Annotated in this window: 14 protein-coding genes and 1 pseudogene; 4 read left to right on the plus strand and 11 right to left on the minus strand. The window is 63.1% G+C overall.

Annotated elements, in window-relative coordinates:
- Positions 1-153 precede the first annotated feature (153 nt).
- The 11 genes from ACODSP_RS07820 to ACODSP_RS07870 all read right to left on the minus strand — a co-directional run bounded on the left by ACODSP_RS07820 (position 154) and on the right by ACODSP_RS07870 (position 11,765).
- The gene (locus tag ACODSP_RS07820; RefSeq protein WP_488965055.1) at positions 154-939 is read right to left on the minus strand and encodes an ABC transporter ATP-binding protein; all 786 of its coding nucleotides are present in this window, start codon (positions 937-939) and stop codon (positions 154-156) included.
- Positions 921-1,670, minus strand: coding sequence for an ABC transporter permease (locus ACODSP_RS07825; protein WP_488965056.1), 750 nt, complete (start codon positions 1,668-1,670; stop codon positions 921-923). The genes ACODSP_RS07820 and ACODSP_RS07825 overlap by 19 nt, the downstream gene beginning before the upstream one ends.
- Positions 1,667-2,206, minus strand: a complete 540-nt coding sequence (locus ACODSP_RS07830) for a VOC family protein (protein WP_488965057.1) — start codon at positions 2,204-2,206, stop codon at positions 1,667-1,669. Before ACODSP_RS07830 ends, ACODSP_RS07825 begins: the two co-directional genes overlap by 4 nt.
- Positions 2,207-2,314: 108 nt before the next feature.
- Positions 2,315-3,307, minus strand: coding sequence for an ABC transporter substrate-binding protein (locus ACODSP_RS07835; protein ID WP_488965058.1), 993 nt, complete (start codon positions 3,305-3,307; stop codon positions 2,315-2,317).
- A 1-nt stretch (position 3,308) separates the two neighbouring features.
- Entirely contained in the window at positions 3,309-4,217 is a 909-nt protein-coding gene (locus ACODSP_RS07840; protein WP_488965059.1) for a fumarylacetoacetate hydrolase family protein, read from the minus strand.
- Between the two features lie 235 nt (positions 4,218-4,452).
- On the minus strand, positions 4,453-5,424 hold the full coding sequence (gene fcl / locus ACODSP_RS07845) for a GDP-L-fucose synthase (protein WP_488965060.1): 972 nt from the start codon (positions 5,422-5,424) through the stop codon (positions 4,453-4,455).
- Positions 5,425-5,444: 20 nt separating this feature from the next.
- Positions 5,445-6,485, minus strand: coding sequence for a GDP-mannose 4,6-dehydratase (gene gmd / locus ACODSP_RS07850; protein WP_488965061.1), 1,041 nt, complete (start codon positions 6,483-6,485; stop codon positions 5,445-5,447).
- Between the two features lie 132 nt (positions 6,486-6,617).
- Complete coding sequence (locus ACODSP_RS07855; protein WP_488965062.1) at positions 6,618-7,715, minus strand: glycosyltransferase family protein; 1,098 nt, start codon at positions 7,713-7,715, stop codon at positions 6,618-6,620.
- A 55-nt stretch (positions 7,716-7,770) separates the two neighbouring features.
- On the minus strand, positions 7,771-9,468 hold the full coding sequence (locus ACODSP_RS07860; protein ID WP_488965063.1) for a SulP family inorganic anion transporter: 1,698 nt from the start codon (positions 9,466-9,468) through the stop codon (positions 7,771-7,773).
- A gap of 84 nt (positions 9,469-9,552) precedes the next feature.
- A complete protein-coding gene (locus tag ACODSP_RS07865) occupies positions 9,553-10,560 on the minus strand; it encodes a ParA family protein (protein WP_488965064.1) in 1,008 nt (335 codons plus the stop codon).
- Complete coding sequence (locus tag ACODSP_RS07870) at positions 10,557-11,765, minus strand: ATP-binding protein (protein ID WP_488965065.1); 1,209 nt, start codon at positions 11,763-11,765, stop codon at positions 10,557-10,559. Before ACODSP_RS07870 ends, ACODSP_RS07865 begins: the two co-directional genes overlap by 4 nt.
- Positions 11,766-11,918: 153 nt before the next feature.
- Between ACODSP_RS07870 and ACODSP_RS07875 the strand changes: the two genes are divergently transcribed.
- The 4 genes and pseudogenes from ACODSP_RS07875 (at position 11,919) to ACODSP_RS07890 (ending at position 16,279) form a co-directional block, all read left to right on the plus strand.
- Positions 11,919-13,142 carry an ROK family transcriptional regulator gene (locus tag ACODSP_RS07875; RefSeq protein WP_488965066.1) on the plus strand — a complete coding sequence of 408 codons (1,224 nt, stop codon included), beginning with the start codon at positions 11,919-11,921 and terminating at the stop codon, positions 13,140-13,142.
- Positions 13,143-13,215: 73 nt separating this feature from the next.
- On the plus strand, positions 13,216-14,388 hold the full coding sequence (locus ACODSP_RS07880) for an AGE family epimerase/isomerase (RefSeq protein WP_488965067.1): 1,173 nt from the start codon (positions 13,216-13,218) through the stop codon (positions 14,386-14,388).
- A 239-nt stretch (positions 14,389-14,627) separates the two neighbouring features.
- Positions 14,628-15,511 (plus strand): annotated as a pseudogene (locus ACODSP_RS07885) (IS701 family transposase); the annotation flags it as partial.
- A gap of 375 nt (positions 15,512-15,886) precedes the next feature.
- On the plus strand, positions 15,887-16,279 hold the full coding sequence (locus ACODSP_RS07890; protein WP_488965068.1) for a hypothetical protein: 393 nt from the start codon (positions 15,887-15,889) through the stop codon (positions 16,277-16,279).
- Positions 16,280-16,470 lie beyond the last annotated feature (191 nt).

The raw sequence follows: 16,470 nt of genomic DNA on the forward strand, positions 1-16,470 counted from the left end.
GCTTGTGCCCCTTCCCGTCATCCCGGCGAACGCCGGGACCCAGGGGCCACGGGCACTGCGGTCAGGGTGGCATCATTGAAAGCCGGTGAGTGATCGGGCTTTTGGCCCCTGGGTCCCGGCTTTCGCCGGGATGACGAGGGAGGAAGGAGCCTCTCACCCCACGCCCATCAACCGACTCAACTCCACGACATATTCCCCGAACGCCGCACTTTCGCGCGTCTTGCTGGGGTCGCGGGGACGGGGAAGGTCGATGGTGACGTCGCGGATCACCCGGCCCGGCCGTTCCGACATCACCAGCACCCGGTCGGACAGTAGCACCGCCTCCGCGATGGAATGGGTGATCAGGACCACGGTCTTGGCATCCCGCTGCCAGATGCGCAGCAATTCCATGTTCAGCCGGTCACGGGTCAGCGCGTCCAGCGCCCCGAACGGCTCATCCATCAGCAGCACGCGCGGATCGCACAGCAGAGTCTGGCCGATGGCCACCCGGTGGCGCATGCCGCCCGACAGCTGATGCGGGAAATGCTTCTCAAATCCTTTCAGGCCCAGCGTTTCGACCATCGGTCCGATATCGGCGGCCCGCGCCGCCGCCGTGCCGTGCCGGATTTCCAGGCCCAGGCGCAAATTCGCCTCGATATTCAGCCAGGGCAGCAGGTTGGCAGTCTGGAACACCACGCCGACATCATCGCGGGGGCCGCTGACCCGCGCACCGAAAATGTCGATGCCCCCTTCCTCGCACCCGACCAGGCCTGCCAGGATGCGCAACAAGGTGCTCTTGCCGCAGCCACTGGGCCCCAGGATCGAAACGAATTCCCGGTCGCTTATGTCCGCCGTCACATTCTCCAGCGCCGTCAAACCGCCAAAGCGCTTGGTCACGCCGTCGATGACGATGGCCGTCGGGGCCATCTCCGCCACGGGCTTCAACCCTGCCGCCACCATACCAGCCTCCCCAATGCCTCGATCAGATAGAACAGGGCCAGCGACAGGCCCGTGACGACCAGCAGGGCCGAAAAGGACAGGGCCGTCTGCGATGACCCGGTGGCGATCAGGATCAGATTGCCCAATCCATCATTGGACCCGACAAACTCCCCCACGATGGCCCCGATGACGGCCAGCGGCATGGCAACCTTGGCCCCGTCGACAAAGCTGGGCAGGGCCGCCGGCACGCGCAGCCGCCAGAATGACGCCCAGGGCCGGGCTCCCAATGCCCGGAAATGTTCTTCCAGATGGGCCGGCGTGCTGGCCAGACCGCCCAGGGTTGTGATGACGATGGGGAAGAAGGCGAACAGGAAGGCCATGGTGACCTTTGATGCCAGCCCATAACCGCACCAGACCACGATGATGGGCGCCAGCCCGATCTTTGGGATGGATTGCAGCGCCACCACAAACGGGTAGAGCGTGCGCCGGGCCAGCGGCACGAAAAAGATCAGGGCCGCCAGCGCCACGCCCAGGACGGTGGCGAAGGCGAAACCCAAAGCCACCTCCCCCAGCGTGACCAGCGAATGCTGCCAGAGCTGGGCCCGCGCTCTCCACGTCTCCTCCGCGATGGATGAGAGCGAGGGCAGCAGATAGGGTTTCACTTCGAACAGCCTTACCCCGCCTTCCCACAGGATGATCAGGGCGACGCAGAATAGCAGTACCTCGGCCACACGCCGGATCGTGCCAGTCATTTCCCCCCTCCCTTTTTCAGCTGTTCGATGCGGGCCGGCGGCGGAACCACGAATTTCTCCAGGTCCCAGCGGTCGAACGTGTACATCTGTTTGCCGGGCCATATGGCGGGCGTATGGGGATGGTCCTCATCCACCTGGATCATGTCGGAATAGAATTCGACATTGTTGCCGTCCGGGTCCTTGAACACGATGAAAGTGTTGCCGCCCGGCCCATGCCGCCCATATCCCCGGTCGATGGACACACCGCGCTCCATCAGGAATTCGGTGATCTTCTCCATCTCCGCCATATCGGCGACCTGATAGCTGAAATGCTCCACGGGGGACGTGGCGGGGTCGTGCCGTGCCGCCTGATCCGGCGGCATCTGTAACAGGGCCAGATCGTGATGATCCGTGGCGGCCCGCAGAAAGACCATGTGCCCGTCGATCCAGTCGGACACTTCCAGCCCGACAATGTCGCGGTAAAAGGCCAGCGATACCTGGATATCCCGCACCTTCAGCACCAGATGGCCGAGCTTCAACGGCTTGGGTCGAAACATGATGTGGCTCCTTGTCTGATTACCGTAGGTCGTGGGTGAGGCAAGGCCGAACCCCGACAAACCACGGTGCCAATCAGTGTCGGGGTTCGGCTCCGCCTCACCCGCGACCTACGGCAGATAATCGGTCGTGAACACGTCGCCGACCTTCACATCCGCCTTCAGCCCATAGGCGCCGCGCAGGAAGTCGAGCGTGCCGGCCACCCGGTCGGTTTCCATCCAGCCGGCGCGGGCCTGATGCTTCAGCAATGCGCCGGTTTCCAGCAGTTGCTGCTTGGTGATGGAAGCGTCCAGCACGGGGTAATGTTTCAGCATCACGGCCACCGCAGCGTCGGGGTCGGCCAGGGCGGCGGCGTAGCCGCGATATGTAGCCTTCAGGAAGGCGCGCACCTGTTCGGGCCGCTCCTTGATGACCTTGTCGCTGCTGATCAGGCCGTTGCCATAGATGTCGAGGTTGAAGTCGGCATAGGCAAGCCAGCCCAGGCTCAGCCCCGCCTCTTCCGCCCGGCGGCGGAACAGGGGCAGGGAATTGCCCAGCCAGCATTCACCCGCATCGATCTTACCCTCCACCAGGGAGGCGACGACGACGGCAGGGTCCAGCTGCATCAGCGTAACCTTGCCCTTGTCCACGCCGTTCTTGTCCAGCCAGGCCGGAACCAGCACCTGCATGGGGGAGTTCTGGCCACCACCGACCACCATGCCGGCCAGATCAGCAGGGCTTTCCACCTTGTGCCGTTCCTTGATGAAGCACAGGCCGGCGGGCCAGCGGTCGCTAATGGCGCCGATCATGCGGGCCGTCCCGCCATTGGCACGGTTCAGGATGACGGCCAGCGGATCGGCATAGCCAAACTGGAACATGCCCTGGTCCAGCTCATTGGCGGTGCGGATGCCGCCGAAACCGCGCACCGCCTCCACCAAAAGCCCTTCTTCGGCATAGAACCCCTTGTCGATGGCCAGGATGACCCCGGCCATGCTGCCCTGCGGCAGCCAGGACATGTTGAAGGTGACCTTCTCCGCCGCGTGCTTGTCCTCCCCGCACCCGCCCAGCAGCAGACCGGCGGTGAGAAGGGTGGCGGCGGTCACTATGCGGGCAAAGCGGCGCATCTCAACCCTCCGCAATCACGGGATTGGCAATCTCGCCCACATGTTCGATTCCGGCCACCATGCGGTCGCCGGGTTTCAGGAAGATGCCGCGCGCCATGCCCACTCCGGCGGGCGTGCCCGTGGCCAGAAGGTCGGTGGGGCGCAGTTCCAGCAGGCGCGACAGATAGGCGATCTGTTCGAATGTATTGAAGATCATGTCGCCGCTGGTCCCGTCCTGCATCATCTCCCCGTTCACCGACAGGGTCAGGCGCAGGCGGTGCAGGTCAGGCACGCAGGATTTCGGCACGAACCAGGGGCCGACAGGCGTGAAACTGTCAAAGCTCTTGCCACGGAACCAGTCATGGCTGAACGGAAAGTCGGTGCGCCGCGTCAGGTCGCGGGCGGAGATATCGTTGACCACGACATAACCCGCGACATGGTCCAGGGCGCGTGCCTCCGGGATACGCCGCCCGGCCTTGCCGATGACCACACCCAGTTCGACCTCCCAATCCACCTTCTGGCTTTCGGGCGGCAGAACCACGGGTTCATCCGGGCCGATGATGCTGGATTGGGATTTCATGAAGACGAACGGCGTGCTGTCCACCTTGGCCGCCAGTTTCGTCTCCATCTCCGCCGCATGCTCGATATAGTTGGACGCAGCACCGAAGATGCGGAACGGCTGGAACGGTACGGCGGTGCGCGGTGCCTTTGTCAGCGCCACATTACCCTGCCGCGCGCCATTGTCGGCGGCCACGGCCAGGCGGTCGATGCGTGCCTCCAGGTCGGTCCAGCGGCGGATGATGTCCGTGACTGACAGGCTGCCCACCTCACCCGCATCGGGAAGGGCCGAGAGCAGAACGGCCCCGTCAGGCAGGACCAGTGCAGCCGGACCATCGGCATGTTCAAGCGTAGCAAGGGCATACCAGGACATGACTTCCCCCTTGGCCGCCCGGCCCTGCCGGCGGCGTGATTGGATCAAATGGGTGAGGTTGCGTTGAGGGAAGTGTCGCGCCGTCACCCCAACGGAACAAGCATAGGGATGCTATTGCGGAAGGTGATTTTGTTATAACGGGCCGAAGCGCACGCCACCGCGCGCAGAAATGCGAAAGGCCGGACAGCCATCGCCGTCCGGCCTTTCAGCACCTGATCTGGAAGGATCGTCGGGATCAGATCCCGCGCAACCCGCCCTTGGCTCCCTCTTCCAGGAACCATTGATAGGTGAGGCGTAGCCCCTCAGCCAGACTGGTCCTGGCAGTCCAGCCCAGCTTGGCCAGCTTGGCATTATCCATCAGCTTGCGCGGGCTGCCATCCGGCTTGGTCGCGTCAAAGGCGAACCGGCCCTGCCAGCCGACGGTGGCGGCCACCTGTTCGGCCAGCGTACGGATCGACACTTCCTGGCCGGTGCCGATATTCACATGGTCATAGCCGCTGTAATTCTTCAGCAGATAGACCAGACCGTCGGCCAGATCATCGACATAGAGGAATTCGCGCAGCGGCTTGCCGGTGCCCCAGATCGTGACCTCCGGCAGCCTGTCACGCTTGGCATCGTGCAACCGGGCCATCAGGGCCGGCAGGACGTGGCTGCCCTGGGGATGGAAGTTATCACCGATGCCGTAAAGGTTGGTCGGCATGGCGGAGATATAGTCGCAGCCATGCTGCTTGCGGTAGGCCTGGCACAGCTTGATACCCGCGATCTTCGCGATCGCGTACCATTCATTGGTCGGCTCAAGCGGGCCGGTCAACAGTGCATCCTCCGTCATCGGCTGCGGTGCCAGCTTCGGATAGATGCAGGACGAACCCAGGAACAGCAGCTTTTCGACATTGTTGCGGAACGACGCCTGGATGATGTTCGTCTCGATCATCAGGTTTTCGTAAAGAAAATCCGCCGGATAGCTGTTATTGGCCAGGATGCCGCCGACCTTGGCGGCGGCCACCACGACGGCGTCCGGCTTGTTGGCGGCGACCCATTCCTCCACCGCGGCCTGACGGGTCAGGTCCAGCGTATCGCGGCCTGCCGTCAGAACGGTGCACCCTTCAGATTGCAGGCGGCGCACAACGGCGCCACCCACCATGCCACGATGGCCGGCGACCCAGACGCGCTTGCCCGTCAGGTCATAGGGCTTCAGATCGCTCATCATCCGTTCCTTTGGGGCGCCAGTCAGGCCAGCAGCTTCACGTCGGATTGAACCATGTCCTTCACCAGATCGGTGAAGGAGGTGGTGTGGGTCCAGCCCAGCTTTTCCTTGGCCTTGGCCGGATCGCCCAGCAGCAGGTCAACCTCGGTCGGGCGGAAATAGCGCGGGTCGATGCGGACCAGGACGGCGCCGCTGGCGGCATCCACGCCGACCTCGTCCACACCCTCACCACTCCATTCGATATTCTTGCCGACATGGCCGAAGGCGCGTTCCACGAATTCGCGCACCGTGTGCGTTTCACCCGTGGCCAGCACGTAATCCTCGGCTTTTTCCTGCTGCAGGATGCGCCACATGCCTTCGACATAGTCGCGCGCATGGCCCCAGTCGCGCTTGGCGTCCAGATTGCCCAGATACAGGCAATCCTGCTTGCCATGATGGATGGCGGCCACGGCACGCGTGATCTTGCGCGTCACGAAGGTTTCGCCGCGGATCGGGCTTTCATGGTTGAACAGGATGCCGTTGCTGGCATGCATGCCATAGGCCTCGCGGTAGTTCACCGTGATCCAATAGGCGTAAAGCTTGGCGGCGGCATAGGGGCTGCGCGGATAGAACGGCGTCGTCTCCCGCTGCGGCACTTCCTGCACCAGACCGTACAGTTCCGACGTGGATGCCTGATAGAAGCGGGTCTTTTCTTCCAGCTTCAGGATGCGGATGGCCTCCAGCAGGCGCAACGTGCCGATGCCATCGGCATTGGCGGTATATTCCGGGGTCTCGAAGCTGACCTGGACATGGCTTTGCGCGGCCAGGTTATAGATCTCGTCCGGCTGGGTTTCCTGCACGATGCGGATCAGGTTGGTGCTGTCGGTCAGGTCGCCGTAATGCAGCTGGAACCGCACATCCTTTTCATGGATGTCCTGATACAGATGGTCGATGCGGGCCGTATTCAGCGAGGAGGAGCGGCGCTTCAGACCATGGACGATATAGCCCTTGGACAGCAGCAGTTCCGACAGATAGGCACCATCCTGGCCGGTGACGCCGGTGATCAAGGCAACCTTACGCGACATGCTTCTACTCTCCGGGGCGATGGTTGGCCCACCGCCGTTAAAGGAACCGCCTGACCGCCCCGCCAGCGGCGAACAAACCGTGCTTCTACCGCGTCGCGGCAGAATTGTGAACCCACGCCGAACGCGAACCCGTTACGCCCCCAGCGTCTCCAGCGCCCGGAACACCGCATCGGCATCGCCAACATCCGCGCGGATGTAACGCTGGCCCTCGCGCTGACCCTCACGGCAGATCAGGTCGACATCCGATTCAGGCGAGCCGATATAAAGCACATCCTTGCCTGACGCGATGCAGCCATAGGTCTTGGACGGAATGACATAGGCCACGAACCCGTCGCGCAAGGTGATCAGATGCGCATCGGGCGTGACCAGCAGGCGGCCCAGATCGCCGAACGGCACGGGACGGCCGCGCGCCACGGGCAGGCCCTCATCCTTCAACCTTTGTTCCACCACATCGGCCCCGGCCCCGATGGCATTCAGCCACAGGCCGACGGTGCCGCTGCCGGTACGGTGATGGCGGATATAGGCGTCGATGAAAGTGTCGGTATCGTGCGCCACACCCCAATTGCCGGAATAAAGCAGGATTTTTTTGCCCGCCAGTTCCGCCGGGATGGCCAGCGGCACCTCATCGCCTGTCAGTTCGACGGGCGGCGGGTCACGCTTCAACACGATGTTATCGGCGGGGATGCCATACCGGCGCAGCAAGCGGACCTGATCCTCGCCCGACGCCTCAAACATCTGCACCCGGCGGCGCAGCCAGATGGTCAGGGCCAGGGCCGCGTCCAGCACCTTGGACGGCTTGGTCCGCGATGCGATCAGGCATTCGGGATGGAAGTCCGCGATGCGATAGATCAGCTTCTTGCGCAGCAGGACATTCAGCGGCACCAGGAAATGCAGCAGGAAGGGCGGCGACCCGGTGAACAGGATCTCATCCGCCGCCGACAGGTATTTCCAGGCCCGGCTGATCAGCATGGCATTGGTGCGCATGGTCCAGGCCAAACGCCGGCCCAGGCTGGCGCGGTCAAGCGGTGGGGCCGGCAGGCGCAGGGTGCGGACGATGCCGGGGCCAACCGTTTCTTCTTCCAGGCTCGCCGTCGAACCGGAAGTCAGGCCCACCAGCGTGACGTCATAGCCCAACGCCGCGCGTTCACGGCAATGCATCACGGCATATTGGCCGACGGCGCCGAAATCAGGCGGCAGCCAGTCGCACAGGTAAACAAGCTTGGTCATCATCAACCGGATCGGGATCGGTACAAGCGCGGCATTGACTGCGAAAGCAGCGGCGCTGTCAATCCGCCCCGCTCGCCGGGCTGCCTCCCGCGCTGGTGCCGGAACCTTCGGACAGAAGATGCGTTGCCTCTGCCTTGGCCCGCGCAATATCGGCGGCGAAGATCACCGGCCCCTTGCGGTGGCGCAGGCCCAATCCGCGCAGCACGCCCAGCGGTTGGCGCTGCACCCCCGCCATCACCACATGCGCCCCGCGCTTGCCCGCCCGCACCACCAGGGTGGACAGGGCGTCGGCGCCGGTAGCGTCCAGCATGGGCACGGCATTCATATCCAGGATCAGGACACGCGGCGCACCACCGGTGCGGTCCAGCACATCCAGCAGCTTGCGTGCCGCCCCAAAGAACATCGGTCCATCAATACGGTAAAGCGCGGCCCCTGCCGGCAGACCCTTGGCAAGACCCGGCTGCTCCCCGCTGTCGGACACGGCCACGCTTTCCGACATGCGGTGCATGAACAGCACAGCCGCCAGCAGCACCCCGACCTCGATCGCCACCGTCAGGTCGATCGCGATGGTCAGAGTGAAGGTGGTGACCAGAAGCACCCGGTCGCTGACCGGGGCTGTGCGCAGGGCGTGCAGGAACCGTCCGGCATCGCTCATGTTCCAGGCCACCACCACCAGCACAGCGGCCAGCACCGCCAGCGGCACGAAGGCGGCCAGCCCGCTGAAGGCCAGCATGAACAGCAGCAGGAAGGCCGCATGCAGCATGCCGGAGACAGGCGAGCGGGCACCCGACCGGATATTGGTGACGGTGCGCGCAATCGCCCCCGTGGCCGGCAGCCCACCCACCAGGGCCGACGCCGTATTGGCCACCCCCTGAGCCAGCAATTCGGCATTGGGCCGGTGCCGCCGCCCCGTCATGCCATCCGCCACGACCGCCGAGAGCAGCGACTCGACCCCTGCCAGAAAGGCGATGGTCAATGCTGCTGGCAGCAGGGTGCGCAGCTTCACCCATGTAATATCCGGCAGCACCGGCATCGGCAGATGATCAGGGATACCGCCGAATTTTGAACCAATGGTTTCCACCGGCAGACCAAGGGCGAAGGCCACAACAGAGCCCAGTACCACGGCCACCAGAAACCCCGGTATCTTGGGCGCCCAGCGGCGCAGTCCCAGGATCAAGGCCAATGCCCCCAGCCCGACCAGGGCAGCCACCCCCACCGTGTCGCGCGCGGCCCAGAAGGCAGGCCATTTATCAATGAACTCCGCCGGGACACCTCCCATCGACAGGCCCAGCAGATCCTTGATCTGGCTGGAGAAGATGATGACGGCGATGCCGGCGGTGAAGCCGGTCACGACAGGTTCGGGGATATACTTGATCCACTGCCCCAGCCGCAGCAGCGCGGCGGCCACCAGGACGATGCCGGCCATCAGGGTCGCCAGCACCAGGCCATCATAGCCATGCTGATTAATCACCCCGACCACAACGACGACAAACGCCCCCGTCGGCCCCCCGATCTGTACCCGGCTGCCGCCCAACGCCGAAATCAGGAACCCCGCAACCACGGCGGTGACCAACCCCTTGTCTGGCGTCGTGCCCGACGCAATGGCCAGCGCCATGGCCAGCGGCAGGGCCACGATGGCCACCGTCAGCCCGGCAATGGCATCGGCGCGCAGCGCGGCAAGGCCGTAACCTTCGCGCAGGGTAGTGACCAGTTTTGGCAGCAGTTCACGGGTCAGAGGAACCGGGGTGGCGCTCATGGGCAGCCTCACAGAACAACATCAGGAATTATGTAGTTCTTTCAGGTTCCGCCTTTTGGGGGGTGTTGGTCAAGGGGATGTCAATCAGTCCAGATAACTGGGTATTGCCGTCCGCTCAATGATCTCTGAAGCGAGATGCCAAAAATCTGATTCGGCGTTACGAACGGCAACGGCCAGAGCGCCCATCGCGCCGTCGGCAGCCGACAGTTTAAACATAGGCTTCCGCGCATCTTGCGCAATAGAGACCAAACTCCGACTATTTTTAATCTCTGCCAAGCAATGTTTCGTTTGCACTGCTTCTGATAGTGGAAATGACCGCAGAAACTCCCGATAGGATTGGTCAACTTCTTCCGATGAACAACGGTTAACGTCTGTTTGACTAAACCTTCCGTTAATATATGGCATCAAGACGTAACCAAGTGGAATCATTTGACCGCTGGGTAACAGTTGATCCGGATTTTGCCATCTGCTTCTTAAAGCCTGCCAATCGGCACACCACTCAACAAGCGTGCAGCCAAGGTCTTCCAGCACGCTCACGGTTGAACGATCCGGTGCCAATGGCACCACGACAAAATCCGATCCGGTCAAAGCTGATCGGCTGATAGCCCCAAAATTCGGGCCTGTATCTGCCAGAATGAATTCCGCCCCATGTGCCTTGGCGGCTACCTGCGCAACCTGCCAGAAAGATGACAAGGTCAGCAGAGAGCGGGGCATGTTTTCGCTGCCGTTAATGGCTTTGAACCACTCAGCCGACAGCCCCCTCTCAATTCCCCCCAGGGCGAGATCCCCCGGTACCAGATGCAGGTTTGGCGTTATCTCCTGTGTTTCCGGGGGCAGAATATCACCCCCGATAAACAAGGGCTTCACGCACTGAAAAATCGTGGTGCCATAGTCAGTCGGCGTATTCTTCGTCCAGATCGCCTCAAACGCCTCATCTTGCAAAAATGCCGATGTCAGGTTGGCCTGAGGGTCCAGATCGATGGTCACCACTTTCCGGCCCATTTCCGACAACATCCACGCCAGATGGAAGACAAGCGATGTCCGTCCAACCCGCGCCTTATTGTTGAAAAAGGTCAGAACCGGAACGCTCATGGTGCCTTCCTGAGGGTCGCCAGGACGAAATTGTCCTGCACATTGAATTCCAGCAGTGGGTTACCGTTCTTCTTCATCAGGTCTTGCGCATTGGCGATCCCAGCGCCAAACCGCTGCGCATAACCTAAAATCTTGAACGCCGCCGCCAGTTGCGGATTGCGATAATCCGTAAAGCCGGGCCGCCCGAAATTCTCACGTGTCACCACGCCATAGGGGCCGCCGGGGTTCAGTATTTCAACCCGATCATTGAACCAGTATAGCCGAACCGGCGCATTGGTTCCTTCATAGGTCCGGTGCATCACGGCGTTCCGCGCCAATTGCTGCAAGGCTGCCAACGGATAGGGGCTGGTCCGCACCTCACGATCCTGCGACGTAAAGTCAATGCGGCTGGCAAGGTGCAGCCGAAGCTTTTCGTCCAGTTGCCGCAGCTTCATCGACAGAGTTCCGTCAATTTCAGCCGCATCAATGATGGGGTCGCTCAACTCCGTTCCGTCGATGCGCAGGAACTGGATGTAATCCCCCGGTATCCAGGTACGCGGGGTGATGCCCAGTACTAGGTGGCCAAGCACGGTCGGCACCGGTTCGTCCGCAGCGATGACCATACCGCAGGACGCCAGCCGCTGCTCATAGGTGCGGCCATTGGCGGCCAAGATATCCGGGGCCACGGCATTGATCAGATATTCATGTTCAAAATCAAGCCGACTCAAATCATCCAGGCTGCTACCGCGCACCGGTTGCGCCTCGAACAGCCGATCCCGAAACCGGCGCTTTTCGTTCAATATCCGCTCATCCTGCGCCGTGGCGATATCGCGGCGGGGGCCCGTGCGCACCCAAATGCGGCCATCATATCGAACCGGCGGCGCATCGGCGGGATAGACGGTGACAACCGCCATCTCCGCACCCTTCAATCGCCGGCGCTCCACGATCAAGGTTGGCGGCGGTACGATCTGCCCATCCGTTTTGATATGGGCAAGGGATTGTAAAAGCTGGTCAGTCACGATGATACCAGCCGGGCTGCCATCATCGCGGGCGCCGATGAACAACACGCCGGGCCGATCATGGTTGGGCAGGTCGTTGGCGAAGGCACAGACAGCTTGGCGTGCCTTGTTGGCAACATCGCCCTTCCAGTCCTGCTTGCGCTCGCTCCGGTCAGACTCCAAATCATCCAACAGCGACAGAAGCTCCGCATCGCTTAACGGCGTCATCGCGCTCACCCAGCCGTGAAACATTGCTTCTATCGATATGGGCGCTGAAGTCGATAGGCGTCAATGAAAACAAAGCCCCATTGCCCTCTGCCCCCCGCCAGCGTATTCCAGAAGCATTCACCCCCGCGCATGCCCGAAAGCCGCCCCCCGCCCATGTCCCAGCCGTCTGATCCCTCCCCCGCCATCCCCGCCGCCGTGGGGGCCAGCCTGTCGGGGACGAACCTGGAGCGGGCGGGGGATCATAATCAGCGGGTGACGTTGCAGGCGATCCGGGTCGGTGGTCCGATCACGCGGGCCGATCTGGCGGAGATTACCGGGCTGACGGCCCCTGCCATTGCCAACATCACCAAGCGTCTGCTGGCCGAAGGGTTGATCCTGGAGGCCGGAAGGCTGCTGGGGCAGCGGGGACAGCCGGCCATGAAGCTGGCCATCAATCCCGATGGCTGCTTTTCCATCGGCGTCAATATCGACCGCGACCATATCACCCTGGTGGTGCTGGACCTGCTGGGTCAGGTGCGGGCGCGCGCCACGCGGGAGGTGGATTTCGCCCTGCCGGATGAGGTGGCTGAGTTTGTGCGCACCGAACTGTCGGCCATCCTGGCTAAAGGCACCATCAAGGCCAAGCGCCTGATCGGGCTGGGTATCGCCCTGCCGGACGATCTGGGCCGGGTGCATCTGCCGCATCAACCGGACGAATATGAGGTCTGGAACCAGACCGATATCCCGTCGCTATTCACGGGCCTGCCGGCCCTGCCCATCTTTGTGGAGAATGACGCGACGGCGGCAGCCCTGGGCGAGGCGCAGTTCGGTCTGGGTCTGCGCCATCCCAGCTTTTTCTACCTGCTGATCAGCCGGGGGCTGGGCGGCGGGCTGGTCCTGGATGGGCAATATTTCCGGGGTGCCGATGGCCGGGCTGGAGAGATCGGGTTCCTGCCGGTCCATCATCCCGCAACCAAGGCGGCGGCATTGCAGGATGCTGTGTCGCTGTCGGCCCTGTTCGATCATATGGAAGCGCGCGGCCAGCGGGTGACGCAGCCCGACGACCTTCTGTCGCTGAACGAGGCGGGCAAGGCAGCCCTGGCCGACTGGATCACACTGTCGGCGGATCTGCTGACCGGACCGATGCTGGCCATTTCCTGCCTGATCAACCCACAGGCCTTGTTCATCGGCGGGCGGTTGCCGGCGCCGCTGGTGGATGAACTGGCGGTGGCGGTGAATGCCCGCATGCAGGCGGGCCGGGGACAGGTGCCGATCCTGGCCCCCCTGCGCCGCGCCGCCATGGCCGCCGATGCGCCCGCCGTGGGGGCCGCCATCCTGCCCTTCAACCACCGCCTGCTGCCGGGACGTTCGGTCCTGATGAAAACCGCCGAAGAATAGGCAACAATGGGGGCGACGGAACGTTGTTGGCGATAACCCGCCACCCGACCGGAAGCCCCGAGGATCAATGCCCATGTTCGCATCCCCCCTTTATGAGGCCGCCCGCCGCCGCGATGCCCTGGTGACCTGGGCCGTTGAGCATGCGTTCCCCCTATGGTGGGATGCCGGATACGACCATGCGCGCGATGGTTTTCACGAGAAACTGGACAAGACGGGACAGCCGGTGGACCTGCCCCGCCGGGCACGGGTGCAGCCACGACAGATCTATGCCTATGCCACGGCCCCTGCGCTTGGTTGGGAAGGACCGGCGGGCAGCATTGTGCATCGCGCCCTGGATGCCTATCTGGCGCGTTACCGCCGCGCGGATGGCCTGTTCCGCACGCTGGCGGCGGCGGATGGCCAGGTGCTGGATGACAGTGCCGACCTGTATGATCAGGCCTTCGCCCTGTTCGCGCTGGCCCATGCGTCCCGCGCGCTGAATAAGCGGGCGGAACTGGAGCGGGTGGCCACGGCGTTGCGTGACCTGCTGATCGGACGCTGTGACCGGCTGGGCGGCTTCGCGCTGCTGGACCCCGATGCCCTGCCCCTGCAATCCAACCCTAACATGCATTTGCTGGAGGCATCGCTTGCCTGGGAAGAGGCGGGCGGGGACATGCGCTGGACCGCCATGGCCGACGGTATCGCCGAACTGGCCCTTTCGCGCTTCATCGACCCGGCCACGGGCGCGCTGCGAGAGTTCTTCGACGCGTCCTGGCATCCGGCGGCTGGTGAGGCGGGGCGGATCGTGGAACCGGGGCATCAGTTCGAATGGGCCTGGCTGCTGCTGCGCTGGGGCCGGGCACGCGGGCGGGCCGATGGCACGCGGGCCGGTTTGCGCCTGCTGGAAATCGGGGAAACATACGGGGTCGATCCAGCGCGTGGTGTGGCATTCAACAGCCTGCTGGATGATTTCAGTATCCATGATCATACTGCCCGTCTGTGGCCACAGACGGAGCGGTTGAAGGCCGCCTTGCTAGCCGCCGAAATCACGGGCGAGGAACAATACTGGAGCCAAGCCGCAAAGGCGGCGGACGGGTTGTCGCTCTATCTGAACACGCCCGTGAAGGGCCTGTGGTGGGACCGGCTGTCGCACGACGGTACCTTCGTGGACGAGCCGGCCCCGGCCAGCAGTTTTTATCACATCATCTGCGCCATCGCGGAGTTCGACCGCGTAGTGACGGAGGCGGGCATAAAGAGGCCCGCTTAGGGACTGTTAAGATTGAGAAAACCTGCCTCCCCGGCGAAGGCCGGGGCCCAGGGGTCACAGGCTCAAACCTCGAAGCTGCGTTGATCGACGCTGCTGATCGGTCGGGCCCCTGGCCCCTGGGCCCCGGCCTTCGCCGGGGAGGCAATCTATGAGTTTCAATGGGTTAGAAAGACCGCACCCTGAATCTCAACACACCCTAGTACTACAGTTGCATTTTCTGTGTTTGACAGTGGGCGAGAGTGGATGGGACCGGCTTTGTGAAGAAGGGCGCCCATTCGGTTGGGGTCGGTCGTCAATATTCGGGGACGGCGGGCCGGATCGAGAATTACCAGGTTGGTGTGTTTCTGGCCTATGCGGGGCCGTGGGGCCAGGCACTGATCGACCGTCGGCTGTATCTGCCGAAGGACTGGGGCGGGGACACGGCTCGCCGGGCGAAGGCGCAGGTGCCGGAGGACGTAACATTCGCACCAAAGACACAGATCGCCCGTGATCTGATCGCGGCGGCGCTGGATGGTGGCGTGACCTGTGCCTGGGTGCTGGCCGATGCCTTGTATGGTTCGGACGGCGGCCTGCGCCGCATGCTGGAGGGGCGTCGGCAGCCCTATGTACTCGCCGTCCGTTCCAACCAGACCTTGCGGTTCTTGACAGCGGAAGGCTTGTTGCAGACTGACCCGCAGACTATGGCCGATGACCTGCCGGCCGAAGCCTGGACCCGTCTGGCTGCCGGCGAAGGCGCCATGGGCCTGCGCCTTTACGACTGGGCACGGATCCCGCTGGCCTGGACCTGTGACGAAGGGTTCGAGCGCTGGGTCCTGATCCGCCGCAACCGGCACAATCCGGGCAGGCGGGCCTATTATTTCGTCTTTGCACCGGCCGGCACCGCCATGGCTGAACTGGCCGGTGCCGCCGGGCCGCGCTGGACTATCGAGGAATGTTTCCAGCGCACCAAAGACGACCTAGGCCTCGACCATTGCGAGGCCCGATCACGGCACGGCTGGCACCGCCACATGACCCTATGCATGGCGGCCGCTGCTTTCCTCGCTAAACTGGCTGCGGACCTGCGCCGGGACGCTGAGGCCAAATGGAACGAGAAAGGAGTCCGGCAACCCAAATCGCCGCCTGAACCGCCTCAAGGCCCTCATCCCCTCCGTTCCCGAAATCAGGCGCCTCATCGCACGCATCCGGTTCCCGGCAGCCACCGACATCGACGCCATACTCGACTGCTCGATCTGGAGGCGACGACATCAGGCAAACGCCGCTCTCGCCCACTATCAAACACAGAAAATGCAACTGTAGTACTAAGGCCACGGCGTATGATGTATCGGAAATACTATTTTTGAGTGGCGAGCGGCCACCCGTGTGCCACGCTATCCTGTACGACTTCGCCTCATGCCCATGCAGCAGTGCATGGGTTCAAGCGCAATAATTTTCATGACTGACTTGCTTACGCAAAATCCCATGGAATTTTTCAGCCATAACGCATGGCTGGAGATGTCCCATGAGCCGCGAATCGCTGCTACCCCGATTTACCCAGACCTTTCCCCGCGACCTGTTCATCGACCTGCTGGATGCATGTCCGGCAGAGGCGCAGAAGGCCGCGGAGATGGTGAAGGAGAGGTCCGGCCTGACGGGCCGCCCGGCGAGGGAGCTGATCGGGCAGGCCCGGTTCCGCATGCAGTCCCGTGCCTTCACGGAGTTGTGCCTGAAGCATGGCGGCGTTCCCCTGGCCGGGGATGTCATCCCGAACACCGACAAGCGGGTTTACCAGCCGTTCCACCGGTTCCAGGGCGCCACCAGCAAGCATGGCATCATCCTCGCGCTGGCCACGATATCCGAACCGCGTTCGCTGCTGGCCAAATGGCCCTCGTCGCATTGGGAGACAGTGCGATGAAGATGGGTACGCCAGGTTTCGTTCCCGGTCGCCTAACGCAGGCCAGGGAAGCTCAACGGATTCCGAGCATGACGGCGCTTGCTCGCAAGATCGGGGGCAACGCCAGTACGGTGTCCCGATGGGAGGACGGAAGCTCAGAGCTGGTCCCCGGTGAGCGGACAGTTTGGTAAGCTTGGTTTGCCCTTATTGAA

Source organism: Niveispirillum sp. FG156 (assembly GCF_057809555.1).